Below are 23,761 nucleotides of genomic sequence, written 5' to 3'. Positions count from 1 at the left end.
GGTAGGAAAGGCGTTCAGACCACTCGTTCGGCCAGCAGTTCGAGCTGGTTCTGAACCACGGCTTCGTCCTGGTCGGTCAGAGTGGTGGGATAGTCGCCGGTGAAGCAGGCGTCGCAATATTGCGGCCGTATGTCGGCGCGCTTCGCCTCGCCCAAGGCCTTGTACAGGCCGTCGATCGAGATGAAGGACAGGCTGTCGGCATGAATGAAGTCCTGCATCCCGCCAATGTCCAGACGGTGCGCCAGCAGCTTGGTCCGTTCCGGCGTGTCGACGCCATAGAAGCAGCTATGCTTGGTCGGCGGACTGGCGATGCGCATGTGCACTTCCTTGGCGCCTGCCTCGCGCATCATCTGCACGATCTTGAGCGAAGTGGTGCCGCGCACGATCGAATCGTCGATCAGGACGATCCGCTTGCCCTCGATCAGGGCGCGATTGGCGTTATGCTTCAGCTTCACGCCCAGATGGCGGACCTTGTCGCCCGGCTGGATGAAGGTGCGCCCGATATAGTGCGAGCGGATGATGCCCAGCTCGAAGGGAATGCCCGATTGCTGGGCATAGCCGATTGCTGCCGGAACGCCGCTGTCGGGCACGGGGATGACGAAGTCCGCCTCGACCGGATTTTCGATGGCCAGTTGCGCGCCGATCGCCTTGCGGACCGAATAGACGCTGGAGCCGTCCACGACCGAATCGGGACGGCTGAAATAGACATGTTCGAAGATGCAGGGCCGGGCATGGGTGTCGCCGAAGGGACGGTGGCTGCGCACCTCGCCGTCATGGGTGACGATGACCAGTTCGCCCGGTTCGATGGAGCGGACATGCTCCGCGCCCACCACGTCGAAGGCGACGGTTTCAGAGGCGAAGATGATCGAATCGCCCAGCTTGCCCATGACCAGCGGCCGGATGCCCAGCGGGTCGCGGCAGGCTACCATGCCTTCGGGCGTCATGACGATCAGCGAATAGGCGCCCTCGACCTGCTTCAGCGCATCGATGAACTTGTCGAGCAGCGTGCGATAGGTGGACGTGGCGACCAGATGGATGATGACTTCCGTGTCCGACGTCGACTGGAAGATGGAACCGCGGCGGATCAGTTCCCGCCGCAGCTTCATGGCGTTGGAGATGTTGCCGTTATGCGCGACGGCGAAACCGCCCGAACTCAGTTCCGCATAAAGCGGCTGGACATTGCGGAGCGATGTCTCGCCGGTGGTGGAATAGCGGACATGGCCGCAGGCGGCGGTGCCGGGAAGGCCCCGAATCACTTCGTCGCGGTCGAAATTCCCGGCCACATGCCCCATTGCCCGATGGGTGTGGAAATCATGGCCGTCCCAACTGGTGATGCCCGCGGCTTCCTGGCCGCGATGCTGGAGCGCGTGAAGGCCAAGGGCCACCATGGCGGAGGCGGTTTCAGCGTTGAAGACGCCGAAAATGCCGCATTCCTCACGCAATTTGTCGTCGTCGAACGGGTTGGTCGTAAACATGGGTTTTTGATGGTCCACTGCCGATCCTGTGCGCCCTCATCGGGACGGCTTTCGCGCGCATATAGTGCGTTGAGGACGATTTGTCGCCTGCCTGTCACAAAAAAGGGATGCAATACCTACCGGCCGCTATTTTCCAGCGATGAAATTGGGAAAAAGGCCTACTGGCCTTGAGCCATTGGGGAGGCTAATAGCCTCTTCTCATGCATCGTTTCGCCAATCCTGCACGCTTCCTCAGAATTGCCCGGCCGTTGACCGCCTGGCTGTTCTGGCCGGGGCTGATCCTGCTGCTGGCCGGCGCCGGCTGCGGCCTGTTCGTGACCCCGGCGGACTATCTTCAGGGGGATACGGTGCGCATCCTCTACATTCATGTGCCGGCTGCGTGGCTGGGCATGGGCGGATGGACCGGAATCGCCGTCGCTGCCCTCATGCAGCTCGTCTGGCGCCATCCGCTCGCGGCCGTCGCGGGCCGGGCCATCGCCATGCCGGGCGCTTTCTTCACGGCGATCTGCCTTGTCACCGGATCGATCTGGGGCCGGCCGACCTGGGGTACATGGTGGGAATGGGATGGACGCATGACCTCCATGCTGGTGCTGTTCTTCCTCTATCTCGGCTATATCGCGCTCGCCAATGCCAGCGCGCGGCAGGGCAGCGGCGGGGTGAGCCCGGTGACAGCCATTTTCGGGCTGGTGGGCGCGATCAACATCCCGATCATCAACCGCTCCGTCGTCTGGTGGAACAGCCTGCATCAGGGGCCCAGCATCACGCTGCGCGGGTCCAGCATCGATACCGCGCTGCTTTGGCCGCTCGGCTTCACCCTCGCCGGATTTACCTTGCTTTTCGCCGCGATCGTGCTGATGCGCATGCGCGCCATATTGGCGCAGAACAAGATCGAAGCGCGCATGCAAAGGCTGGCGCGGGGGTGAGGATATGAACCAATGGGCTTTCGTCATCGGCGCCTATGCGCTGACCTTGTCGGGCACCGGCCTCATCAGCCTGTTCAGTTGGCGCGCGATGCGCAACGCTGAACGCAGGGCATCGGCGGACAGGGTATCGGCGGACAGGGCATGAAGGCAAAGCATCAAAGGCTGATCCTGGCCGTGGTGGCCCTGCTCGCGCTGATCGGCGCGGGATTGCTGGCCGCTTCCGCGCTGAAGGACGAGGCGGCTTATTTCTACGCGCCCAATGACGTTAAGACCAAGGGCGTCGAGCCGGGCAAGGCGATCCGGCTGGGCGGCATGGTGGTCAAGGGCAGCCTGAAGCGCGCCAGCGACGGCGTCACCATCCATTTCGACGTCACCGACGGCAAGGCGACCGTTCCGGCGAGCTTCAAGGGCATCACGCCAGACCTTTTCCGCGAAGGTTCAGGTGTGGTGGCGGAAGGTGCTTTCGATGCGGGCGGCACCTTCCAGGCCACCAACCTGTTGGCCAAGCACGACGAACGCTACATGCCGCGTGAACTGGAAGGCATGAGCTATGATGAAAAAAACCACAAGATGAAGGCCGAAAGGTGAGCGAGAGCCAGCGTCATCGGCAAGGTCATGCTGGGGTTGGTTCAGCATCCATCAGGCCCCGCGCTCCGCAACTCGAAGGGGCGGAGCAGGCCCGGCATCTGGTTCATGGCCATGAAGCATTCGGGAGGAAAGCGGCAGCATGATCGCTGAAGCCGGCCTTGCCGCATTATGGCTCGCCGCGTCCTTGGCGCTGCTTCAATTGGCGCTGGCCGCGATCGGCCTGGCGGGTGGCAAGAGCGAGCTGCTGGGCGCCGTCCGTCCGGTGGCGGTCGCGCAGGGGGTGCTGACCGCGACGGCCTTCGCCTTGCTGATCATGCTGTTTCTGCGATCCGACATGTCGGTCCTGCTCGTCGCCACCAACAGCCATTCGATGAAGCCGTGGCTCTACAAATTCGCTGGAACATGGGGCAATCATGAAGGGTCGATGCTGCTTTGGGTGACGGTGATGGGCGTCGCCGGATCGGCCGTCGCCTTGTTCGAGCGGGCCTTGCGGCGTGACACCCATATGGCGACGCTGGGCGGACAGGCGGCGATCAGCCTTGGTTTCTACGCCTTCCTGCTTTTCGCCTCCAATCCCTTCGCGCGGATCGACCCGCCGGCGGCAGACGGGCAGGGGCTCAATCCGCTGTTGCAGGACCCCGGCCTCGCCTTTCATCCGCCGACGCTTTACCTTGGCTATGTCGGGCTGTCGGTTGCCTTTTCCTTCGCTGTCGGCGCATTGCTGACCCGGCAGGTGGACGCCGCTTTCGCCCGCGCCATGCGGCCCTGGGTATTGGGGGCGTGGATATTGCTGACGCTCGGCATCACGGCGGGCAGCTATTGGGCCTATTATGAGCTGGGCTGGGGCGGCTGGTGGTTCTGGGACCCGGTGGAGAACGCCTCGCTCATGCCGTGGCTGGCGGCGACGGCGCTGCTGCATAGCGTGACCGTGCTGGCCACCCGCGACGCCCTGCGCGCCTGGACGGTGATGCTGGCGGTCGTCGCCTTCTCCATGTCGATGGTCGGCACTTTCCTCGTCCGGTCGGGCATCCTGACCAGCGTCCATGCCTTTGCCGTCGATCCGGAGCGCGGAACCTTCATCCTGGCGTTGCTCGGCTTCTATATCGGCGGGGCGCTGGCGCTGTTCGGCTGGCGCGTGGGCGCGGTCCGCGAGGGCGCGCCGTTCGAGCTGGTCAGCCGGGAAACCATGCTGGTCGTCAACAATCTGCTGCTGTCGGTCATATTGGGGCTGGTGCTGATCGGCACGCTTTATCCGCTGCTGACCGAGGCCTTCGGCCATAAGGTGTCGGTCGGCGCGCCCTATTTCGACCGCATCGCCGGGCCTGTCGCGCTTGCCTTGATGATCGTCATGGTCCTCGGGCCGCTGACCCGCTGGCGGCGCGACCGGATGCGGGAGGTGAGCCGGCGCATAGCCGTCCCGCTGATAATGGCGGGATTGGTTTTCCTCGCCTTGTCGGCATTCGCCTGGGGACGGATCGGCATATTGCCTTTCCTCGGCCTGGTGATCGCCCTGGCCGTCGCTGTGGGGAGTGTCGCGCCGCTCTGGAAGCGCAATCTGCGTCGCACGCCGCTTTTCACCTGGGGCATGGTGATCGCGCATCTGGGCTGCGCGGTCAGCCTGGCGGGCATGGCCTGCGATTCGGCTTTCACGGTGGAAAAGCTGGTGGCCGCCCGCCCTGGCGATACTGTGGAGACGGCGGGCTGGACGATCCGGTTCAAGCAGATTCTGCCGATAGCGGGCGATAACTGGACCGCGCTCCAGGCGGATATGGAAGCCAGCCGGGATGGTGGGGAGCCGGTCCTGATCCACCCGCAGTCCCGCTTCTTCGCCTCGCCGCCCACGACGACGACGGAGGCCGCTCTGCTGACCCGCTGGAATGGCCAGCTCTATGTCGTGCTGGGGCAGGAGGCGGATGAAGGCCGCTGGCAGCTCCGCATCTGGTGGAAGCCTTTCGTGACGCTGATCTGGCTGGGCGGTTTCCTGATCGCTGTGGGCGGCGCGCTGGCGCTGGTCGGGCGGGAACGGCGCGGATGGCTGCTCAAATGGCGGGCACGCAGGGCCGTGGAGGCCGGCGCATGAGGAAGCTGCTGATCTGGCTGCCGCTGGCGCTGTTCCTTGGTTTTTTCGGGCTGTTTGCCAGCGGGCTGCTGCGTCCGGACGACCGGATCATCAATTCGAAACTGGTGGGCAAGGCGCTGCCTGCCTTTGTCCTGCCTGCCGCCGCGAGCGACCGGCCGCCGCTGGCAAGTTCGGAACTCGCGACCGGCAAGCCGCGCCTGCTCAATATCTTCGCGAGCTGGTGCGTGCCCTGCGCGGCCGAGGCGCCGCAGTTGCTGGCGCTCAGGCAGGCGGGCGTGGAGATCGACGCCATCGCCATCCGCGATGCCCGGCCCGATGTCGACGCCTTCCTCAAGCGCTATGGCAATCCCTATTCCCGCATCGGCCTGGATGCGCGGAGCGAGGTGCAGATCGCCATGGGTTCGTCGGGCGTGCCCGAAAGCTTCATCATCGATGGAAGGGGCCGCATCGCCTATCAGCATGTCGGCGACATCCGTCAGGATGATGTGCCGATGATCCTGGACCGGCTGAGGAATGCGCAATGAGGATGCTGGTCGCCCTGCTGGCGCTGATGCTGAGCGTGCCGGTCTTCGCGCAGTCCGCGCTGCCGCCGGCGCCCTATGCCGACCGCCAGATCGAAGACCCGGCCCTGGAGAAGAAGGCGCGGACGCTGATGGAGACGATCCGCTGCCTCACCTGCCAGAGTCAGTCGATTGCCGACAGCAATGCCAGCATGGCCGGCGACATGCGCTCCCAGATTCGCGAACGCATCATGGCGGGGGAAGAGCCCGAGCATATCCGCGCCTGGCTGATCGAGCGCTATGGCGACTGGGTCAGCTATGAGCCGACAGCCGATCCGATCCTCTGGCCGCTCTGGGCCGCGCCCCTGATCCTGCTGGGATTGGGGCTGCTGCTGCTGCGCGGTCGGATCAAGCGGGGGAGGCGGGCATGACCGGCTGGATCATTGCCGGCGCCCAGCTGGTCCTGGTGAGCGTGGCGCTCGTCCTTGTCGGGCGGGTGCCGAGGTCGGCCTGGGAAATCACGGCCGCTGCGCTGTTGCTGGGTTTGGCCGGCTATGCGTGGCAGGGCCGTCCCGGACTGGCTGGCTCGCCCCGGCAGGCGGCCGACAGGGGCGGCGCCGCGTTCGACGAGAAGCTGGCCGAGCAACGCCGGGGCCTTGCCGAGCGCTATGGCAAGGCGGGCCAATGGCTGATGCTTTCGGACGGCCTTGGCCGACAGGGGAAGACGAAGGAAGCGGCGAACGTCCTTTTGTCCGGACTTCGCGAGACTCCGGACGATCCCAATTTGTGGCTGGGCTTCGGCAATGCGCTGGTCGCGCATGCAGGCGGAGTGCTGTCTCCCGCCGCCGATTTCGCCTATCGCCGGTCGATGGCGATCGATCCCGAAGGTCCGGCGCCCCGCTATTTCTACGGACTGGCCCTCGCCCGGGCGGGGCAACTCAAGGAAGCACGCGCCCTTTGGGGCCCGCTGGCCGCCAGCGCCCCCGAAGGCAGCGAGGTCAAGAAGGAACTCGAAGGCAATATCGCGCGTATCGATGCCATGCTCGGGTCCGAAGGCCGATAGACGGTCGAAGCCGCAGCGGCATCATTGCCACCACCCGGGAGCCGTGATAGGGCGCGGCGGTTTGCGGGGGCTTATGGAATGACAAGACGGGCCGCTTCCCCGTTCGGGTGTCCAAAGATCATGACAATTCGGCATTTTCTTCATGGCTGACGAGATCACCAACGGCGCCGTGCGCGTCGATGACGAGGGCGCCCATGATCACGGTCATGCCGGACAGAAGGCCACGCTGAAGCTGGTCGTCGGTGCGATCGGCATCGTCTTCGGGGACATCGGCACCAGCCCGCTTTATGCCTTCCGCGAAACATTCGCCGGGCATCATCATCTGGACCTCGATCCGGATCATATATTGGGCGTCATCAGCCTGATGTTCTGGTCGATGATGCTGGTCGTGACGCTGAAATATGTCACCGTCATCATGCGTGCGGACAACAAGGGGGAGGGGGGCAGTCTCGCCCTGCTCGCCCTGATCAACGGCCAGACCAGGACGCAGCGATGGTCGCGCGGCATCGTCCTGCTCGGCGTGTTCGCGACGTCCCTTTTCTACGGCGACTCGATGATCACGCCCGCCGTGTCGGTGCTGTCGGCGGTCGAGGGACTGGCGGTCTACAACAGCAGCCTTGCGCCGCTGATCCTGCCGGCCGCGATCGTCATCCTGCTCGGCCTGTTCTGGATACAGGGACTGGGGACCAACCGGGTCGCATCGCTGTTCGGCCCGATCATGCTGTTCTATTTCCTGACCATCGCGGTTCTGGGCATCATCAGCATCGTCAAGACGCCGGGCATCCTCCACGCCTTCAATCCCTATTGGGCGGTCATGTTCTTCGTCACCGACCCGCTGCCGGCATTCCTCGCCCTGGGCGCGGTCGTGCTGGCCGTGACGGGCGCGGAAGCGCTCTACGCCGATATGGGGCATTTCGGACGCAGTCCGATCCGCGTGTCCTGGCTGACCTTCGTCCTGCCTGCCTTGATGATGAACTATATGGGGCAGGGCGCGCTGCTGTTCCGGGAGGGCGCGGCCGCCCTTCACAGCCCCTTTTATTATCTGGCGCCGCAATGGGCGCAATTGCCGCTGGTCGGGCTGGCCACGCTGGCCGCGATCATCGCCAGCCAGGCGGTGATCTCCGGCGCTTTTTCCGTTACGCAACAGGCGATACAGCTCGGCTTCATGCCACGCCTGCGGATTGCGCATACCAGCGCGTCGACGGCCGGCCAGATCTACATCCCCCTCATCAACTGGGGGCTGATGGTCATGGTGATCCTGCTGGTGCTGGTATTCCAGACCTCCTCGAACCTCACGGCCGCCTATGGCATCGCCGTCACGGGCGCGATGTTCATCGACAATGTGTTGCTGACGGTGCTGCTCTACCGGCTATGGAAATGGCGCTGGTATTATTCAGCGCCCCTGCTTTCGGTGTTGTTCCTGGTGGACGGCGCCTATCTGGCGGCCAATTTCACCAAGGTGCCCGATGGCGGCTGGTTCCCGCTGCTGATCGGCTTCGTGATCTTCACCCTGCTCACCACCTGGTCGCGCGGGCGCCGTCTGGTTCAGGACCGGCTGCGCGAAGCGGCCATGCCGATTCCCGTCTTCGTCGCGTCCGCCGCGAACAGCGCGGTTCGGGTGCCCGGTACGGCGGTTTTCATGACCTCCACGCCCGATGGCGTTCCGCATGCGCTGCTGCATAATCTCAAGCACAACAAGGTGTTGCATGAGCGCGTCATCCTCTTGACCGTCAAGATCAAGGATGTGCCGGTTGTAGAAGATGACGGGCGCTTCAAGCTGGAGGATCTGGGCCGCGGATTCTTCCGGCTGGTGCTGCAATATGGCTTCATGCAGGAGCCCGACGTCCCCGCCGCGCTCAAGAATGTGACTGGTTGCGGTCAGGCGTTCAGGATGATGGACACCAGCTTCTTCCTAGCCCGGCAGACGCTGCTGCCGTCGGCCAAGCCGGGGATGCCGCTGTGGCGGGAGAAGATTTTCGCCTGGATGCTGCGCAATGCGGAAAGCGCAATGGAATTCTTCCGGCTGCCGACCAATCGCGTGGTCGAACTGGGCAGCCAGGTCGAGATCTGATCCATATAAAAGGGCGCGGCAGAACCGCCGCGCCCCATCTTCCATCCACGCGGATCAGGCCGCGTCGCGATCGGCATTGATCTCGACGAGCTGACCGCCGTTGATCGCGATCTTCTTCGGCTTCATCGCCTCCGGAACCTCACGCACCAGTTCGATCGTCAGCAGACCATCGGCCAGGTCGGCCTTTTCGACCCGCACGAAATCGGCGAGTTCGAAGCGGCGTTCGAAGCTGCGGTTGGCGATGCCGACATGCAGGAAGCGAGAGCGGTCGCCGCCCTGCGATTCTTCCTTGCGCCCGGTGACCTGGAGCAGGTTCTGCTGGGCAGTGATGTCGATCTCGTCCGTCCGGAAGCCCGCGACGGCCAGCGTGACGCGATAGCGATCTTCGGAAATCCGTTCGATGTTGAACGGGGGATAATTGTCGCCTTGCTGCAACCGGGCGTTGTTCTCGATCAGGTCGAAGAGACGATCGAAGCCCACGGTCGAGCGGCGATAGGGGGTAAGGTCAAAACCACGCACTGTCATAATCTCCCAAAGAGCAAAATGAACATGCCGGACCCAGAACAAGGCATCCGGCGGTACCATGTCCAACCCCATATGGCGGCTGAACGGCTTTGATATGGTTCGATGGAAAAGCGTTTCAAGTGGTCTGGCGACGGGATTTTGGATGCGTGGCGGGCGCCATGCGCAGCCTTGTTCACATGCCCGGAGGCGGCCCAATGGCTGGTCGTTCAAGCCCGAAAAGAAAAGTACCCGGGCCGTGTTTCCACGACCCGGGTACTAATGGACGATTGCTCGTCTCCCCCTTGGCCTGCCTCAACCGCTTCTCAGCCCCCTAAGCTCGAAGCGGGATGCAGTATCCCTGAACCACGGCCATTTACCTGTGCTTCGTCGCCTGTGCTATGTATAGAGCAGGCCGCTGTCACGGGCTATTTCCCAGCCTTGTGATTTTCCCCGCGAGGCTGTGGCTCCGGTGCAACAATCCGGCAATGCTTGCCGTCGTTCGATAGCATGCTAGACGGGCTGCCTGTCCAATCGAGAGGCCATTCGCGCCGTCATGATTCTATCCCGATACGAACGCATGATTGCCAAGCGTTACCTGCTGCCCGGCAAGGGGGAGGGGTTCATATTCCTGGTTGCCGGCATCAGCCTGGCCGCCGTGATGCTGGGGGTGGCGGCGCTGATCATCGTGATGAGCGTGATGAACGGCTTTCGCGCCGAACTGTTCGACAAGATCGTGGGCCTTAACGGTCATGCCGTCGTCCAGGGCTATGGCGGACGCCTGCCGGACTGGAAGGCGGTGTTGAGGGAGGCGAAGGCGACGCCCGGCGTGACCAGCGCCACGCCATTGATCGAGCAGCCCCTGCTGGGCAGCTTTCAGGGGCGGGTGGAAGCGGTGCTGGTGCGCGGCATGACCGTGAACGACATCCGCAACAATGCAACGCTGAAGGCGAAGGTCGTGGCCGGCAGCCTGAGCGCGCTGACCCCCAATGGCGGCAAGGTGGCGATAGGGTCGCGGCTGGCGGAAAATCTGGGAATCCAGTTGGGCGACAGCCTTACCATCATCAATCCCGCGGGCCGTTCGACGCCCTTCGGCACGGTGCCGCGGCAGGTATCCTATCAAGTGGCCGCCATTTTCGAGGTCGGCATCTACGATTATGACAAGGCCTTCGTCGTCATGCCGGTGGAGGACGCCCAGACATTGCTGCTGTTGGGCGACGTCGTCAGCATGATCGAGGTGGAGACCGTCAACGCCGACCAGGTGGCCGCCATATTGGAACCCTTGGCCGGCAAGGTCGCGGGCCGCGCGATCGTCACCGACTGGCGGCAGATGAATGCCTCGCTGTTCGAGGCGCTGGCGGTCGAGCGCGTCGCCATGTTCGTCGTGCTGTCGATCATCGTGCTGGTGGCGGTTTTCAACATCCTCTCCTCGCTCATCATGCTGGTGCGCGCGAAGACGCGCGACATCGCCATCCTGCGGACCATGGGTGCGAGCCGGGCCGGGCTGGTGAAGATATTCATGACCGTGGGCGTGACGATCGGCGCGCTGGGCATGGCGGCGGGCATGGTGCTGGGCTTCACCTTCCTGTTCTTCCGTCAGAGCGTGGTGAACGCGATCCAGTTCATGACGGGGCAGAATCTCTGGGACCCGTCGATCCGCTTCCTCACCGAATTGCCGGCCAAGCCCGATCCGGTGGAGATCGCCATCATCTGCCTGATGGCGTTGATGTTCAGCTTCCTGGCGACGCTCTATCCCGCGTTCAAGGCCGCCAATACCGATCCCGTGCAGGTGCTGCGTTATGAATGAGATATTGAAGGTCGCAGGCCTCAAGCGCAGCTTCACCCAGGGCGGCGTCACCATAGAGGTGTTGCGCGGTGTCGAGTTGTCGGTGGCGCCGGGAGAAATCGTGGCGTTGCTCGGTCCGTCGGGATCGGGGAAATCGACGCTGCTCCAGGCGGTAGGACTGTTGGAGGGCGGCTTCGACGGATCGATCCGCATCGCGGGCGAGGAAGCGGCGAAGCTCGACAATGACGGACGGACGCGGCTTCGCAGGGATGCGCTGGGCTTCGTCTATCAATTCCACCATCTGCTTCCCGACTTCAATGCGGTGGAGAATGTCATCCTGCCGCAGGTGATCCGCGATGAGGAGATGGCAACGGCCCGCGCTCGCGCCGAATCCCTGCTCGGGTCATTGGGGCTTGGCCATCGGCTGGAACATCGGCCCAGCCAGCTTTCCGGCGGCGAGCAGCAGCGCGTGGCCGTGGCGCGGGCGCTCGCCAACCGGCCTGCGCTGGTCCTTGCGGACGAGCCCACCGGCAATCTGGACGAGCGGACCGCCGACGTCGTGCTGGCCGAATTCCTGCGGCTGGTGCGCGAGGAAGGTTCCGCCGCGCTGGTGGCGACGCATAATGAAAGACTGGCGGAGAAGATGGACCGGGTTGTCCGCCTTCATGAAGGACTGCTGGAGGAAAGTTCAGGCGGAATGTGATGCCGCATCCCGGACCGTCGCGATGACGATCTGGTTCCTTCCCTGATTCTTCGCCCGAAGCAGCGCGGCGTCCGCCGTCCGGACCAGTGTTTCCGCCCTGCCATGGTCGGGGAAGACGGCAAGGCCGAAGGAGGCTGTGATCGGCCCCAGTTCTTCGCCCCGATGCTCGACTCGCAGTTCCTGCAATTTCTGCTGCACCTGAATGGCGCGGTCGATGGCCTGATCCTGCGCGAAGCCGGGCATCAACAGCACGAACTCCTCCCCGCCCAGACGGAAAGCGCAATCCTTTTCCCGCAACGCTTCGTCCAGCACGCCGCCCACGGCGCGCAGCACGGCATCGCCCGCATCATGGCCATGGGCGTCGTTGAACCGCTTGAAATGATCGATGTCGACCATCAGGCAGGCCAGCGGCGTCAGGGCGCTTTCGGCATGGGCCACCTGTTCGTTGAACACCGCATCGAAGCGGCGACGATTGGCCAGCCCGGTCAGCGGATCGGCCATGGCCATCTGCCGCAACGCATCGCGCAGCCGCAGATTGGCAAGAGCCAGGCCGATATTTTCCGCCAGCATCTCCAAATATTTCTCGGTGCGGCCGATCTGGTCGGCGGTACGATCCTCGGGCTGCTCGACATAGAGCAGGCCGATGCTCTCCCCCTGCGCCGTCAGCGGTATGCAGATGGTGCGGACCTGCGCATTTCCCGTCAGATGCTCGCAGGGAATGTCGACCAGATCGCCGGCCGGCTTGTGAATCTGCCCCCGCCGCAGCGCCCAACAGGCGGCGGGTGTAAAATCGCCGCCCGACTGCCGGGGCGACAGCCAGTCGCAGGCCTGCACCATCATGTTGCGGCGCGTGTCGTGAATGTAGAGCCGCCCGGCAAAACCCGGCGCGATCTCAGGCGCGAAACGCCGGACGACCTCGACCAGATCGCTGGTGCTGTCGCATCCCTGCAGGCGTTGCGTCATGCGGGAAAGCTGGTCGCGCGTGATCCGGTCCGCATCGCGTTCCTGCTCCAGCCTTTGCCTTTCCAGGCCGTTTTCCCGGAAAATGCGGATGGCCTGCGCCATGTCGCCAATCTCGTCCACCTGGGGAAAGTCGGGCGGCACAGCGGCGTAGTCCTGCGCGGCAAGGCGCGTCACGACATCGCTCAGCCTCACCACCGGACGCAATATGCGCTGCTTCAGGATGAAGTAGAGCACACACAGGAACAGCAGGGCGGTAGCACCCAGCATGATTTCCGACATGATGCGCCACTGCCGGGCCGCTTCGGTCGCCTGCCGGACGGTGTTTTCCGCCCGCTGATCCAGCATATACTGGAATTTGCCGATCTGGGCGGCGACGCGATCGAGTTCCCGGCCATATTCGTCCCCGAAGACTATGGTGCGCGCGGTCTCCCGGTCTCCCTTTTCGGCGGCGTTGATGGCGGCTTCCTGCTCATCGGTCAGCGCGTCGGCCCAGTGCAACCCCTGCCGCAACGCCGCCAGTTCGCTGATGCTTGCTCCCCGGTCGCGCAGATGCAGAATACGCTGCTCGACAGAGCGGAGCGCCGCCTTCTCCCGCCGATAGGCGATGATATGCGACGGATCGCCCGTAATCACATAGGCGCGGGCCTGCTCGGTCAGCCGATAGGTGTCTTCCTCCAGCGTGGCGGTCATCTGGTCGAACACGGCCCGCTGCTCGACGGCGGCCCGCTCCTTTTCTTCCGCGCTGGAGGCCATCAGCATGACCGCCCCCGAAGCGAGGGTAAGGGCCACGGTGGCGCCATAGGCATAGTTGGTGATGGTGGATAGACGCATGATCCGCTCAGGCTAGAACTCAATAGTTGGAGATGTGTTAACCATCGGCCAGTGACGGTGCAATTTTACCCACGACTTTCTGCGTCCGGGGGCTGGCGCCGAATCGGTGGGAATGCCTAGATGAGGTCATGCCTCATGCCGGTTTCGTCCCCCTTCGCGTCTTTTCATCCTTCACCATGCTGGAGGGGGCGATCGACCCCAAGAAGATCGCGAAGCAGGCGAGGGCTCTGGGCTTTCCCGCCGCAGCCATCACCGACCGTAACGGCCTGTATGGCTCCATGGCCTTTTCCGACGCCTGCAAGGGGGAGGGGGTGCAGCCGATCATCGGCGCGATGATCGGCATTTCGCGCCCCGACCGCCCGGCCAATGCGGCGCCCGTGCACGACTGGATCGCCCTCTATGCGCAGGATGCGGCCGGCTATGACAATCTCTGTGCGCTGGTATCCATGGCGCATCTCGACCGGCCCGTCGAAGAGGTGCCGCATATCAGCCTAAACATGCTGGAGGGGCGGACCGATGGCCTGATCGCCTTGACTGCCGGAGGGGAAGGCGCGCTGGCGCGGCTCTTCGCCGAGGATCAGCCCGCTGCGGCGCTGGCCTATGCCAGGCGGCTGGAAGCGCTGTTTCCCGGAAGGCTCTATATCGAAATCTGCCGCCGTTTCGACCCCATCGAAGGGAAGGCGGAACCGGAACTGCTCGACCTTGCCTATGCCCGCGACCTGCCTCTGGTGGCGACCAACCCGACCTGCTTTGCCGAGCCGCATTTCCACGAAGCGCATGACGTGATGCTCTGCATTGCCGACAGCGCCTATGTCGAGACGCCCGACCGTCGCACCAGTTCGCCGGACGCCTGGATGAAACCGGCGGCGGAGATGAGGCGGCTGTTCGAGGATTTGCCCGAAGCGCTCGCCAATACGCTGGTGGTCGCCCAGCGCTGCGCCGTTGCCGCCCCCAAGCGCAAGCCCATCCTCCCCAGCCTGGCCGGCGACATAGAGGGCGAGGCGAAGATGCTGCGCGAGCAGGCGACGGCAGGGCTGGAAGCCCGGCTGGCCAAGGCCGGCATCACCGACGAGGAAGCGCGAAAGCCCTATTTCGGCCGGCTGCGGTTCGAAACCGACATCATCATCCAGATGGGATTTCCGGGCTACTTCCTGATCGTGGCCGACTTCATCAAATGGGCGAAGGATCATGACATTCCGGTGGGGCCGGGACGTGGTTCGGGCGCTGGATCGGTCGTCGCCTGGGCGCTGACGATCACCGATCTGGACCCGCTGCAACTGGGATTGCTGTTCGAGCGCTTCCTGAATCCGGAACGCGTCTCCATGCCGGACTTCGACATCGACTTCTGCGAAACGCGGCGAGGCGAGGTGATCCGCTATGTCCAGCAGAAATATGGCACGGACCATGTCGCGCAGATCATCACCTTCGGAAAGCTGAAGGCGCGCGCCGTTCTGAAGGACACGGGCCGCGTCCTGCAGATGAGCTATGGGCAGGTCGACCGCCTGGCCAAGCTGGTGCCCAACCATCCGACCGATCCCTGGACGCTGGAACGCTCGCTGAACGGCGTGGCGGAGTTCAGGGCGGAATATGACAATGACGCGCAGGTCAGGCGACTGATCGACTATGCGATGAAGCTGGAGGGCTTTCCGCGCCACAGCTCCACCCATGCGGCGGGCGTGGTGATCGGCGACAGGCCGCTGTCGCAACTGGTGCCGCTCTATCGCGATCCGCGCTCCGACATGCCGGTGACGCAGTTCGACATGAAATATGTCGAGGGCGCGGGGCTGGTGAAGTTCGACTTCCTTGGCCTCAAGACGCTGTCCGTCTTGCAGAAGGCGGTGCAACTGCTTGCGGGCCGGGGGGTGGAGGTCGACCTCAATTCGCTCGGCTGGGACGATCCGGCGGTCTATGAACTGCTCCAGCGGGGCGATACGGTCGGCGTGTTCCAGTTGGAATCGGAGGGCATGCGCAAGACGCTGGCCGCCGTGCGTCCGACCAACTTCGGGGACATCATCGCGCTGGTGTCGCTCTACCGCCCCGGGCCGATGGATAACATCCCCATGTTCGGCCGTCGCAAGAACGGTCAGGAAGAGATTGAATATCCACATATATTGCTGAAACCGATCCTGGAAGAGACCTATGGCATCTTCGTCTATCAGGAACAGGTGATGCAGGCCGCGCAGATATTGGCGGGCTATTCACTGGGCGATGCCGACCTTCTGCGCCGCGCCATGGGCAAGAAGATCAAGGCGGAGATGGATGCGCAACGCGCCCGCTTCGTCGAGGGGTGCGCGAACAGCGGCATCGCGGCGGGCAAGGCGAACGAACTGTTCGACTTGATCGACAAGTTCGCGGGCTATGGCTTCAACAAGTCGCACGCCGCCGCCTATGCTCTGCTCGCCTATCAGACCGCCTGGCTGAAGGCGCATTATCCGGCGGAATTCTATGCCGCGTCCATGGCCTTCGACATCCACCTGACGGACAAGCTGACCGTGTTCGTGGACGACATGCGGCGCATGGGGCTGAGCTGCCTGGCGCCGGACATCAACCGCAGCCTGGCGGATTTTTCGGTCGAGCCGGTCCAATATGAAGGCGACGACCCGCGCCTGGGCTTTGCCGTACGCTATGCGCTGGGCGGGCTGAAAGGCGTGGGCGAGAAGGCGATGGAACAGCTTGTGGCCGAGCGGGAGGTTGGCGGCCCGTTCAAGTCGCTGGATGATTTTGCCGACCGGATCGAGCCGCGTCTGCTCAACCGGCGGCAATTGGAAAGCCTGGCGGCGGCTGGCGCCTTCGACGGCGTGCATGCCGACCGGGCCGGCGTCCATGCAGCGGCGGAAACGATCCTCAGCGTCGCCTCCAGCGCTGCGGAGGCAAGGGAAAGCGGTCAGGGCGGTCTGTTCGGAGATGTCGAAACGCCGCATGCGGATGTCCGCATCCCGCCGCACCAGACCTGGTCGACGGCGGACCGCATGGCGCAGGAAAAGGATGCCTTCGGCTTCTATTTCTCCGCGCATCCGGTGGACCGCTACCGCCATCTGGCAGAGGCGCGCGGCGCGAAAAGCTATGGCGCGATTTGCGCCGAACCGGTGGCTGAGGGCGGACGTGCCACCGGCGTGATGGCGGCCATGGTCGAGGATGTGCGCTGGCGTGAAACCAAGCGGGGTGCGCGTTATGCCGCCGCCACATTCTCCGACAGCAGCGGTCAGTTTCAGGCGAGCTGCTTCGATGAGGATGCCTGCAAGGCTATCGAGGATATGGCGCGCGAAGGCGATTGCGCGTTGCTGATGGTTGAACTGGACCGCTTGCCGGGCGAAGAAACGCCGCGGGTGACGGTTCGCGGGGTGGAGCCTTTCCGCCAATTGGCCAATAGTTCCCGCATGGAACTGGTGGTCGATGTGAGCGATGCAGCCGCAATCGGGACGTTGGCGCAACTTCTGGCGCGCGCGAAGGGAGGACGGAGCGAAGTCTTCCTGCGTGCGCCCGTGGGGGGAGGCAAGGCGGCGCGGTTGTTCCTGGGCGACGATTATCTGATCGGCGCGGACCAGGTCGACAGCATCGCGACGATTGCCGGCCTGCGCATTGGCTCGTTCGAACGGATGGAAGCCAAAGCGGACGGCTATCGCGCACGCAATCGGCGTTCGGGCTTGCGCTTGGTGGCGGGTTGAGCTTCCTCCGGCCAAGGACAGCTTGCCCTCACCGTCGCCATGTGCAGGAACCTCAGTTTCGAAGCTCGATCTGGAGCCTGAAACCCTAGAATAGGCTCATCTGGTCACCCTCCGGCCTTCGGAACAGATCGGTGCGCAGAGTCACCCGTTCTCCAGTGAAGCCCGCCCGTTTACGTGCCTTTTGGAAGCGCGTGCGGATCAGGTCGGCCCATACTCCCTGTCCGCGCATCCGGCTGCCGAAATTCGCGTCATTGTCGCGACCGCCCCTTATGTCATGGATGATTGCCATCACCTTGGCCGCGCGGTCGGGATAATGTTCTTCCAACCAGGCGCGGAACAGCGGGGCGACTTCATGGGGCAGGCGGACGGGGATATAGCTGGCGTCCCGTGCGCCAGCCGATGCGACACGAGCGACAATATCCTCTATCTCATGATCGGTGATAGCGGGAACGATGGGCGATATGCTGGCGACGACCGGTATGCCCGCATCCGCCAACCGCCGGATCGCCTCCACCCGGCGAAGCGGATGCGGCGCGCGCGGTTCCAGCGTTCTGGCCGTGGCGGGATTCAGCGAGGTCACCGAAATCATCACCGCGACCAGCCTTTCCCGCGCCATGCAGGTCAGCAGGTCGATGTCGCGCAATATCCGATCGGATTTGGTCGTGATATAGACCGGATGACGGCATTCCCACAATATTTCAAGGCATTGTCTGGTGATCCTCCAGTCCCGTTCGATCGGCTGATAGGGATCGGTATTGGTGCCCATCGCGATCGGGTTGACCTGATGGGATTTCTTGGAAAGCTCCTTGCGAAGCAACGTTGCCGCGTCGGGCTTCGCAAACAGCCGGGTTTCGAAATCCAGGCCCGGCGACAGGTCGTGATAGGCATGGGTCGGACGGGCGAAGCAATAGATGCAGCCATGTTCGCAGCCCCGATAGGCGTTGATCGACTGGCTGAAGGCAATGTCGGGAGAGTTGTTGCGGCTGATGATGGTTCGAGGGCGTTCTACCGTCACCTCCGTACGCCGCCGCGGCGGGACGCCGTCAATGTCGGTCAGGGCATCCAGCCAATCGCCGTCGGACGTTCGTTCGGGCATGTTGAAACGCCGGCTTTCGCCGTTTACCGTCGCACCTCTGCCTTTCTCAACCGCCATATCGGAATTAGAACATAAAGGGAACATGTTGACAAGGCCGTATCCGCCGGTTCATCTGAAGCCCGTTCGAAAAGGGGGACATGATGCGGAAGATCATCGCCGCGGCAGGCTTGTGGATGGCTCTGGCAACGCCCGGCCTGGCTGCCGACACTGGGGCCTGCGATGCGGGCCTGATATGCGCGAGCGATCCGCAAACCGTGGTGCAGGCGCTTCAGGCCGCCGGATACAAGGCGCTGTTGGGCAAGAGCAAGCAGACCGGCAATCCGAAGATCGAAAGCGCGGCGAGCGGTTATGATTACTCGATCTTCTTCTATGAATGCGAGCAGACGCGGCATTGCGGGTCGCTGCAATTTCAGGTGAGCTTTGAGGATGACGGCGGCAATACGCCGGAGCTTGCCAATAAATGGAACAAGGACAAGAGGTTCGCGCAGATGTCCGTCTGGGACGACGGATCGCTGGCGGTTGCCTATGACGTGACGACCGTCGGCGGGCTTAACCAGAAGAATTTCGCGGATGTGATCGACTGGTGGACGGTCATGCTGGGTGAGGCCAGCAAATTCTTCAAGGAGAACCCTGCGCCGACCAAATGAGGCCGCAAATTGTGGCGATGTCCTCAGCGTTCGGTCAGGCGCGGCATGAGTTCCACGAAATTGCAGGGCCGGAAACGATTGTCGAGTTGGCTGGCGAGGATGCCGTCCCAGGCATCCTTCACCGCGCCCGTCGATCCAGGCAACGCGAAGATATAGGTGCCCCGAGCGACGCAGGCGGTCGCCCGCGACTGGATGGTGGACGTGCCGATGCTTTGATAGCTGAGCCAGCGGAACAACTCTCCAAAGCCCGGAATTTCCTTGTCCTGCACCTGCGCCAGAGCCTCCGGGGTGACGTCGCGGCCCGTGACTCCCGTTCCGCCTGTCGTGATGATGCAGTCGATCTGCGGATCGTCGATCCATGCATGCAGGCGCGCGACGATGGCCGAGCGTTCGTCCCGCTCGATATGACGATCGGCCAGGACATGGCCGGCGGCGGCAATGCGATCCGCCAGAATGTCGCCCGACCTGTCGTCGGCGGCCGTGCGGCTGTCCGACACTGTCAGCAATGCAATCCGAACCGGCAGGAAGGGCCGGCCTTCGTCGATCGGCATCAGTCGGAACCGCCGGCAATGCTGGCGGCAATGCTTGCGCTGGCCATCGGCTTCCTGGGAGCCAGGCGCACCAGGCGCGTGCCCTTCGTTCCCGGAAAGGTCGGCCAAAGTCCCTGCGCCATGCCAGCCAGCGATTCCGCACTGCCCTTCGCCTGGATCTGATACATCCAATAGTTGCGCATCACGATGTTCACATAGGCGCGCGTTTCGTAATAGGGCAGGGATTCGATGAACAGCAGCGGGTCGCCATTGTCCTTCACTTCGCTGTTCCAACGCTCGACGGGCATCGGCCCGGCATTATAGGCGGCCATCACCTTGGGCAGCAGCCCGCCGGTCGCGCCCATGTCGCGCAGATTTTCGAGGTAGCGCTGGCCATATTCCATATTGGTCGACGGCACGAACAGTTGATCGGACGCGGAAAGGCCCATCAGGCTGCCCGTGCTGGGCAGCACCTGCATCAGTCCGCGCGCGCCTGCGCTGCTCACGACATCCCGGCGGAAACCGGATTCCTGGAGCGCATGGGCATAGATCAGCGCCGGGTCGACCCGCCATCCACCATCCGGCCGCCAATCGGGTGCGGGGAAGCGCGCGAAACTGCCCGGCTGCTTGCCAGCAGGACCGTTATGAGCGAGCCAGAGCTGGGTTTCCGGCAGGCTCAGCGCGCCCGCCAGCCGGATCAGCGCATCATATTGGCTGGTCCCGCCGATCTTCGCCTGATAGCGCAGGATCTGGTCCGCTCGTGCCGTTTCACCAATGGCTGACAGGGTAACGGCCGCCCGCACATTAGGGCTGTCCTTGAGCTGCTGCCATTCCGTAGCGCCGAAGCGAGGTGCGGCAGGCGCGCCGCCCAAGGGCACGGCCAGCGTTTCGCGGGCCAGCAGGCCGTAAAAGCTCTCTTCCGAGCGCGCAGCGGTCTTCAGCAGGGCTTCGACCCGCTCCGGTTCTCCGCACACCATATAGGCGCGCGCCGCCCAATAGGCGCCTGCTGCGCGCATGTCGCTATTGCCGGCCAGCGCCGCGACATTGCCGAAAGCGGGCGCAGCGGCCCGGCAGTCATTCTGGCGCCAGGCCGCAAGGCCGGTGGTCCAATAGGCCTGAACAGCCCAATCGCCGCCGCTGCGGCCTTCAAGGGCCTTCGCCGCCATGCGCCGGGCGTTGGCGTCGTCGCTTTCGATATAATAGGCCCAGGCGATGCGCTGCCGCACTTCGGTCAGGCCCTCCGGCGTCAGCCCCGCCTCACCGGTGGAAAGCAGGGCTTCGGCGCCGGCCGGATCGTCATTCTTGATGAAGGGCTGGATTTGACCGACCAGTGCCTGAGCCAGCGCATCGGTCTTCACCGCCGACACATATTCGCGGCGGGGCGCGCCACCCAGCCAGACCATCTTCTGCACCTGGGGCAGGGCGGGCAGGATCGTGGCGCCACGCTTCTGCGCCAGCCGGGAAAGCTGATCGGCCTTGTCCAGCCATGGCGCCTTGTTGATGAGGTCGAGCAGTTCGAACAGCTCGACCCTGGGGGAATTCCTTGCGAGGTAGAGTTCGGCCAGGGCGACCGGGCGGAAAGCGTCCTGCGCGTCCAGCGCGCCGATCATCGCCTTCGCATCCATCCATTTCTGGTCCCGCAAGGCGGCGTAAATGGCGCTGTACCGGCCCTTGTCGGCCTCGCTCAGCTGGAGAGGCGATGAAGGCAATTCCCGGGCAATCGCGGGAACAGTAACCGCCGTGTCGGCGTTTGCCGGCATGGCCGTCGCGGCGAAAGCCAGCGCTGCCAGGCATGATGAAAGGGTGGTTGCGCGAATCACTCAGTCATTTCCTCGATCAGACCTTGCAGCACACGCCAACATTCTGCCTTTGCTGCGGGTTGGCCAAGCAGCAAACGCGGGTGAAATGTGGCGAAGGCGGGTAAGGTGCCGCCATCATGGTTAAAATTCCGTAAACCTGTCTCCGGCGTTGGCAGAAGGGTGCGGATCGTTCGGTCGCCCAACAACAATAATCTTCGGGGGGAGGCAAGCATCACATGTGTGCGCATGCGCGCGGCGGCCGCCGCCAGATCCGACGCCTCCACCATCGCGCCCGGCGGACGGGACAGGAAGAGCGACCCCAGATGGATGTCCTGCCGCTTGAGGCCGATCGTCCGCAACATGGCATCGAACAATTGACCCGCGCGCTCGCTGAGCAGGGCTCCTGCCCCGATGTCTGCGGGATCGGGCATGTCGGTGATGACCATGAGAGGTGCGTTGACGGGCCCTGCGGGCATCAGCGCGGCGCCCGGCCAGCGCCGCTCCGGCTGGGCGGCGTCCTCCGCAAGCCAGGTCAGGAAGGAGTCGAAAGACTGGGGCTTAGTCTGGGCGGGAGCATCGTCGGGCGCGGCGATCCGCGTTCGCGGCGGCTCCTGAACGGGGCGCAACCAGTTGGTCGGTTCCTCCCCGATGGCGCAATCCACGCCGGCCAGCCTCCACCACGCCATATAGGCATTGGCGGTCTCCGCCAGATTTTCCTGCAATAATCCCCGCATCGATTGTCTTGGGCCAGAGGTTGACGCCGTGGTCAAGTTTCTTCATCGCGCTCAATGGCAAAACGTTTGGGTAGCGCGGCGACCGGATCAGGAAGGAAAACCGGCGGCGTCGACGAAATGGAGGGAATATGAGCGAACGGGATTCGATGCCCTATGACATCGTCATCGTCGGCGGGGGACCGGCGGGGCTGTCTTCGGCCATCAGGCTGAAGCAACTCGCGAACGAGGCTGGGCAGGAATTGTCGGTTTGCGTGCTGGAAAAGGGCTCGGAAATCGGCGCCCATATCCTGTCGGGCGCGGTGGTCGATCCCAAGGCGCTGGATGAGTTGTTCCCCGAATGGCGCGACATGGGCTGCCCGATGGCCGAAGTGCCGGTGACGGACAATCAGCACTGGTTCCTCAGCAAGGGCGGCAAGATGAGCATGCCGCACATCATGACGCCGGGATGGATGCACAACAAGGGCACCTATACCGGATCGCTGGGCAATCTCTGCCGCTGGCTGGCCGAACAGGCCGAGGGGCTGGGCGTCGAAATCTTCCCCGGCTTCGCGGCGGCGGAAATCCTCTACAATGAGGACGGGTCGGTGAAGGGCGTCGCGACCGGCGACATGGGTATCGACAGGGAGGGCAATCGCAAGCCTGACTATCAGCCTGGGCTGGAACTGCATGCGCGCTACACCTTCTTTGCGGAGGGCGCGCGGGGCCATCTCACCAAGATATTGAAGCGCCAGTTCGCGCTCGATGCCGACAGCGAGCCGCAGGTCTATGGCCTGGGCATGAAGGAATTGTGGGACATCGATCCCGCCAAGCACAAGCCCGGCCTCGTCATCCATACCCAGGGCTGGCCGCTGACCGACGCCTATGGCGGCGGCTTCCTCTACCATCAGGCCAATGGGCAGGTGGCGCTGGGCTTCGTCGTGGGGCTGGGCTATCGCAACCCCTATCTCTACCCGTTCGAGGAATTCCAGCGCTGGAAGCAGCATCCGGAAATCCGCAAATATCTGGAGGGCGGGCGTCGCGTCTCCTATGGCGCGCGGGCGATCAACGAGGGCGGCTGGCAGTCGATCCCCAAGCTCGCCTTCCCGGGCGGCGCGTTGATCGGTTGCTCGGCGGGCTTCGTCAACGTGCCCCGCATCAAGGGCACGCATACCGCGATGAAATCGGGCATGCTGGCGGCGGAGGCGGCCTTCGCTGCGATCCGGGCCGAACGGTCGAGCGATGTGCTGGACGATTATGAGGCCAATCTGCGGTCGAGCTGGATCGCGGCCGAACTGCAACTGGTCAAGAATGCCGAGCCGCTGCTGTCGAAGTTCGGCAACACCATCGGCACGGTGCTGGCGGGCATCGACATGTGGATGCGCACGCTGAAGATCGGCCTGCCCTTCACGATGAAGCACAAGCCCGATGCGGAGAAGCTGTGGCGCAAGGACGTGTCGAGGAAGATCGATTATCCCAAGCCCGATGGCGTGATCAGCTTCGACCGGCTGTCGTCGGTGTTCCTCAGCAACACCAATCATGAGGAAGATCAGCCGGTCCATCTCCAGCTCAAGGACCCGTCCATCCCGATTTCCTACAACCTGCCCCTTTATGACGAGCCGGCGCAACGCTATTGTCCGGCGGGCGTCTATGAAGTGGTCGGGCTGGAAGAAGGCGAACCCCGCTTCCAGATCAATGCGCAGAACTGCGTCCACTGCAAGACGTGCGACATCAAGGACCCGACCCAGAACATCAACTGGGTGGTGCCCGAGGGCGGTGGAGGACCGAACTATCCGAACATGTAGGCGCCTACCTCAACAGGCATTTGCT

At 63.7% G+C, this 23,761-nt stretch carries 20 protein-coding genes; 13 read left to right on the top strand and 7 right to left on the bottom strand.

Annotated elements, in window-relative coordinates; genetic code table 11:
* Positions 1–14: 14 nt before the first annotated feature.
* Complete coding sequence (gene purF, locus LDB29_RS07445; RefSeq protein ID WP_044662385.1) at positions 15–1,475, bottom strand: amidophosphoribosyltransferase; 1,461 nt, start codon at positions 1,473–1,475, stop codon at positions 15–17.
* A gap of 200 nt (positions 1,476–1,675) precedes the next feature.
* On the opposite strand from purF, the gene ccmC reads away from it, so the two are divergent.
* The 8 genes from ccmC to LDB29_RS07405 all read left to right on the top strand — a co-directional run bounded on the left by ccmC (position 1,676) and on the right by LDB29_RS07405 (position 8,700).
* Positions 1,676–2,398 carry a heme ABC transporter permease CcmC gene (gene ccmC / locus LDB29_RS07440; RefSeq protein ID WP_025547429.1) on the top strand — a complete coding sequence of 241 codons (723 nt, stop codon included), beginning with the start codon at positions 1,676–1,678 and terminating at the stop codon, positions 2,396–2,398.
* A 4-nt stretch (positions 2,399–2,402) separates the two neighbouring features.
* A complete protein-coding gene (locus tag LDB29_RS07435) occupies positions 2,403–2,543 on the top strand; it encodes a hypothetical protein (RefSeq protein ID WP_165363354.1) in 141 nt (46 codons plus the stop codon).
* Positions 2,540–2,986 (top strand): cytochrome c maturation protein CcmE, encoded by a 447-nt coding sequence (gene ccmE / locus LDB29_RS07430; protein WP_025547427.1) that lies wholly within the window; start codon positions 2,540–2,542, stop codon positions 2,984–2,986. The genes LDB29_RS07435 and ccmE overlap by 4 nt, the downstream gene beginning before the upstream one ends.
* A gap of 139 nt (positions 2,987–3,125) precedes the next feature.
* On the top strand, positions 3,126–5,066 hold the full coding sequence (locus LDB29_RS07425; protein ID WP_099185768.1) for a heme lyase CcmF/NrfE family subunit: 1,941 nt from the start codon (positions 3,126–3,128) through the stop codon (positions 5,064–5,066).
* Positions 5,063–5,590, top strand: coding sequence for a redoxin family protein (locus LDB29_RS07420; RefSeq protein ID WP_025547425.1), 528 nt, complete (start codon positions 5,063–5,065; stop codon positions 5,588–5,590). Before LDB29_RS07425 ends, LDB29_RS07420 begins: the two co-directional genes overlap by 4 nt.
* Positions 5,587–5,997 (top strand): cytochrome c-type biogenesis protein, encoded by a 411-nt coding sequence (locus LDB29_RS07415; RefSeq protein ID WP_025547423.1) that lies wholly within the window; start codon positions 5,587–5,589, stop codon positions 5,995–5,997. The genes LDB29_RS07420 and LDB29_RS07415 overlap by 4 nt, the downstream gene beginning before the upstream one ends.
* On the top strand, positions 5,994–6,629 hold the full coding sequence (locus tag LDB29_RS07410; protein WP_044662380.1) for a cytochrome c biosynthesis protein: 636 nt from the start codon (positions 5,994–5,996) through the stop codon (positions 6,627–6,629). Before LDB29_RS07415 ends, LDB29_RS07410 begins: the two co-directional genes overlap by 4 nt.
* Before the next feature lie 142 nt (positions 6,630–6,771).
* On the top strand, positions 6,772–8,700 hold the full coding sequence (locus tag LDB29_RS07405; protein WP_025547421.1) for a potassium transporter Kup: 1,929 nt from the start codon (positions 6,772–6,774) through the stop codon (positions 8,698–8,700).
* Between the two features lie 54 nt (positions 8,701–8,754).
* Here the strand turns inward: LDB29_RS07405 and LDB29_RS07400 are convergent, their stop codons facing one another.
* A complete protein-coding gene (locus LDB29_RS07400) occupies positions 8,755–9,225 on the bottom strand; it encodes an Hsp20 family protein (RefSeq protein WP_025547419.1) in 471 nt (156 codons plus the stop codon).
* 532 nt (positions 9,226–9,757) lie between these two features.
* Between LDB29_RS07400 and LDB29_RS07395 the strand changes: the two genes are divergently transcribed.
* Positions 9,758–11,008, top strand: coding sequence for a lipoprotein-releasing ABC transporter permease subunit (locus tag LDB29_RS07395; protein WP_025547417.1), 1,251 nt, complete (start codon positions 9,758–9,760; stop codon positions 11,006–11,008).
* On the top strand, positions 11,001–11,690 hold the full coding sequence (locus tag LDB29_RS07390) for an ABC transporter ATP-binding protein (protein WP_025547415.1): 690 nt from the start codon (positions 11,001–11,003) through the stop codon (positions 11,688–11,690). The genes LDB29_RS07395 and LDB29_RS07390 overlap by 8 nt, the downstream gene beginning before the upstream one ends.
* On the opposite strand, the gene LDB29_RS07385 is transcribed toward LDB29_RS07390, so the two are convergent.
* Complete coding sequence (locus LDB29_RS07385) at positions 11,676–13,484, bottom strand: diguanylate cyclase (RefSeq protein WP_025547413.1); 1,809 nt, start codon at positions 13,482–13,484, stop codon at positions 11,676–11,678. The genes LDB29_RS07390 and LDB29_RS07385 overlap by 15 nt on opposite strands.
* A 128-nt stretch (positions 13,485–13,612) precedes the next feature.
* Between LDB29_RS07385 and dnaE the strand changes: the two genes are divergently transcribed.
* The gene (gene dnaE / locus LDB29_RS07380; RefSeq protein WP_025547412.1) at positions 13,613–17,149 is read left to right on the top strand and encodes a DNA polymerase III subunit alpha; all 3,537 of its coding nucleotides are present in this window, start codon (positions 13,613–13,615) and stop codon (positions 17,147–17,149) included.
* Positions 17,150–17,234: 85 nt separating this feature from the next.
* Here dnaE and LDB29_RS07375 read toward each other — a convergent pair whose 3' ends face one another.
* Complete coding sequence (locus LDB29_RS07375) at positions 17,235–18,302, bottom strand: PA0069 family radical SAM protein (protein ID WP_025547410.1); 1,068 nt, start codon at positions 18,300–18,302, stop codon at positions 17,235–17,237.
* Between the two features lie 80 nt (positions 18,303–18,382).
* On the opposite strand from LDB29_RS07375, the gene LDB29_RS07370 reads away from it, so the two are divergent.
* Entirely contained in the window at positions 18,383–18,892 is a 510-nt protein-coding gene (locus LDB29_RS07370) for a YbjN domain-containing protein (RefSeq protein WP_244968672.1), read from the top strand.
* A 23-nt stretch (positions 18,893–18,915) separates the two neighbouring features.
* Here the strand turns inward: LDB29_RS07370 and moaB are convergent, their stop codons facing one another.
* From moaB to LDB29_RS07355, 3 genes are read right to left on the bottom strand one after another with little or no spacing between them, the layout of a single operon-like run.
* Positions 18,916–19,443, bottom strand: a complete 528-nt coding sequence (gene moaB / locus LDB29_RS07365) for a molybdenum cofactor biosynthesis protein B (RefSeq protein ID WP_025547406.1) — start codon at positions 19,441–19,443, stop codon at positions 18,916–18,918.
* Complete coding sequence (locus tag LDB29_RS07360) at positions 19,443–21,242, bottom strand: lytic transglycosylase domain-containing protein (RefSeq protein ID WP_099185769.1); 1,800 nt, start codon at positions 21,240–21,242, stop codon at positions 19,443–19,445. Before LDB29_RS07360 ends, moaB begins: the two co-directional genes overlap by 1 nt.
* Positions 21,239–21,955, bottom strand: coding sequence for a uracil-DNA glycosylase family protein (locus LDB29_RS07355; RefSeq protein ID WP_052816653.1), 717 nt, complete (start codon positions 21,953–21,955; stop codon positions 21,239–21,241). The genes LDB29_RS07360 and LDB29_RS07355 overlap by 4 nt, the downstream gene beginning before the upstream one ends.
* 128 nt (positions 21,956–22,083) lie before the next feature.
* On the opposite strand from LDB29_RS07355, the gene LDB29_RS07350 reads away from it, so the two are divergent.
* Entirely contained in the window at positions 22,084–23,736 is a 1,653-nt protein-coding gene (locus LDB29_RS07350) for an electron transfer flavoprotein-ubiquinone oxidoreductase (RefSeq protein ID WP_025547403.1), read from the top strand.
* Positions 23,737–23,761: the final 25 nt, after the last annotated feature.

The organism is Sphingobium sp. CFD-2, assembly GCF_024611135.1.
Lineage (GTDB): Bacteria > Pseudomonadota > Alphaproteobacteria > Sphingomonadales > Sphingomonadaceae > Sphingobium > Sphingobium fuliginis.
This window is presented reverse-complemented; position numbering and strand designations above follow the sequence as displayed.

Coding starts and splice junctions, on each gene's coding strand:
- purF (WP_044662385.1), bottom strand. CDS start 1,475: ATGTTTACGACCAACCCGTTCGACGACGACAAATTGCGTGAGGAATGC.
- ccmC (WP_025547429.1), top strand. CDS start 1,676: ATGCATCGTTTCGCCAATCCTGCACGCTTCCTCAGAATTGCCCGGCCG.
- LDB29_RS07435 (WP_165363354.1), top strand. CDS start 2,403: ATGAACCAATGGGCTTTCGTCATCGGCGCCTATGCGCTGACCTTGTCG.
- ccmE (WP_025547427.1), top strand. CDS start 2,540: ATGAAGGCAAAGCATCAAAGGCTGATCCTGGCCGTGGTGGCCCTGCTC.
- LDB29_RS07425 (WP_099185768.1), top strand. CDS start 3,126: ATGATCGCTGAAGCCGGCCTTGCCGCATTATGGCTCGCCGCGTCCTTG.
- LDB29_RS07420 (WP_025547425.1), top strand. CDS start 5,063: ATGAGGAAGCTGCTGATCTGGCTGCCGCTGGCGCTGTTCCTTGGTTTT.
- LDB29_RS07415 (WP_025547423.1), top strand. CDS start 5,587: ATGAGGATGCTGGTCGCCCTGCTGGCGCTGATGCTGAGCGTGCCGGTC.
- LDB29_RS07410 (WP_044662380.1), top strand. CDS start 5,994: ATGACCGGCTGGATCATTGCCGGCGCCCAGCTGGTCCTGGTGAGCGTG.
- LDB29_RS07405 (WP_025547421.1), top strand. CDS start 6,772: ATGGCTGACGAGATCACCAACGGCGCCGTGCGCGTCGATGACGAGGGC.
- LDB29_RS07400 (WP_025547419.1), bottom strand. CDS start 9,225: ATGACAGTGCGTGGTTTTGACCTTACCCCCTATCGCCGCTCGACCGTG.
- LDB29_RS07395 (WP_025547417.1), top strand. CDS start 9,758: ATGATTCTATCCCGATACGAACGCATGATTGCCAAGCGTTACCTGCTG.
- LDB29_RS07390 (WP_025547415.1), top strand. CDS start 11,001: ATGAATGAGATATTGAAGGTCGCAGGCCTCAAGCGCAGCTTCACCCAG.
- LDB29_RS07385 (WP_025547413.1), bottom strand. CDS start 13,484: ATGCGTCTATCCACCATCACCAACTATGCCTATGGCGCCACCGTGGCC.
- dnaE (WP_025547412.1), top strand. CDS start 13,613: ATGCCTCATGCCGGTTTCGTCCCCCTTCGCGTCTTTTCATCCTTCACC.
- LDB29_RS07375 (WP_025547410.1), bottom strand. CDS start 18,302: ATGGCGGTTGAGAAAGGCAGAGGTGCGACGGTAAACGGCGAAAGCCGG.
- LDB29_RS07370 (WP_244968672.1), top strand. CDS start 18,383: ATGATGCGGAAGATCATCGCCGCGGCAGGCTTGTGGATGGCTCTGGCA.
- moaB (WP_025547406.1), bottom strand. CDS start 19,443: ATGCCGATCGACGAAGGCCGGCCCTTCCTGCCGGTTCGGATTGCATTG.
- LDB29_RS07355 (WP_052816653.1), bottom strand. CDS start 21,955: ATGCGGGGATTATTGCAGGAAAATCTGGCGGAGACCGCCAATGCCTAT.
- LDB29_RS07350 (WP_025547403.1), top strand. CDS start 22,084: ATGAGCGAACGGGATTCGATGCCCTATGACATCGTCATCGTCGGCGGG.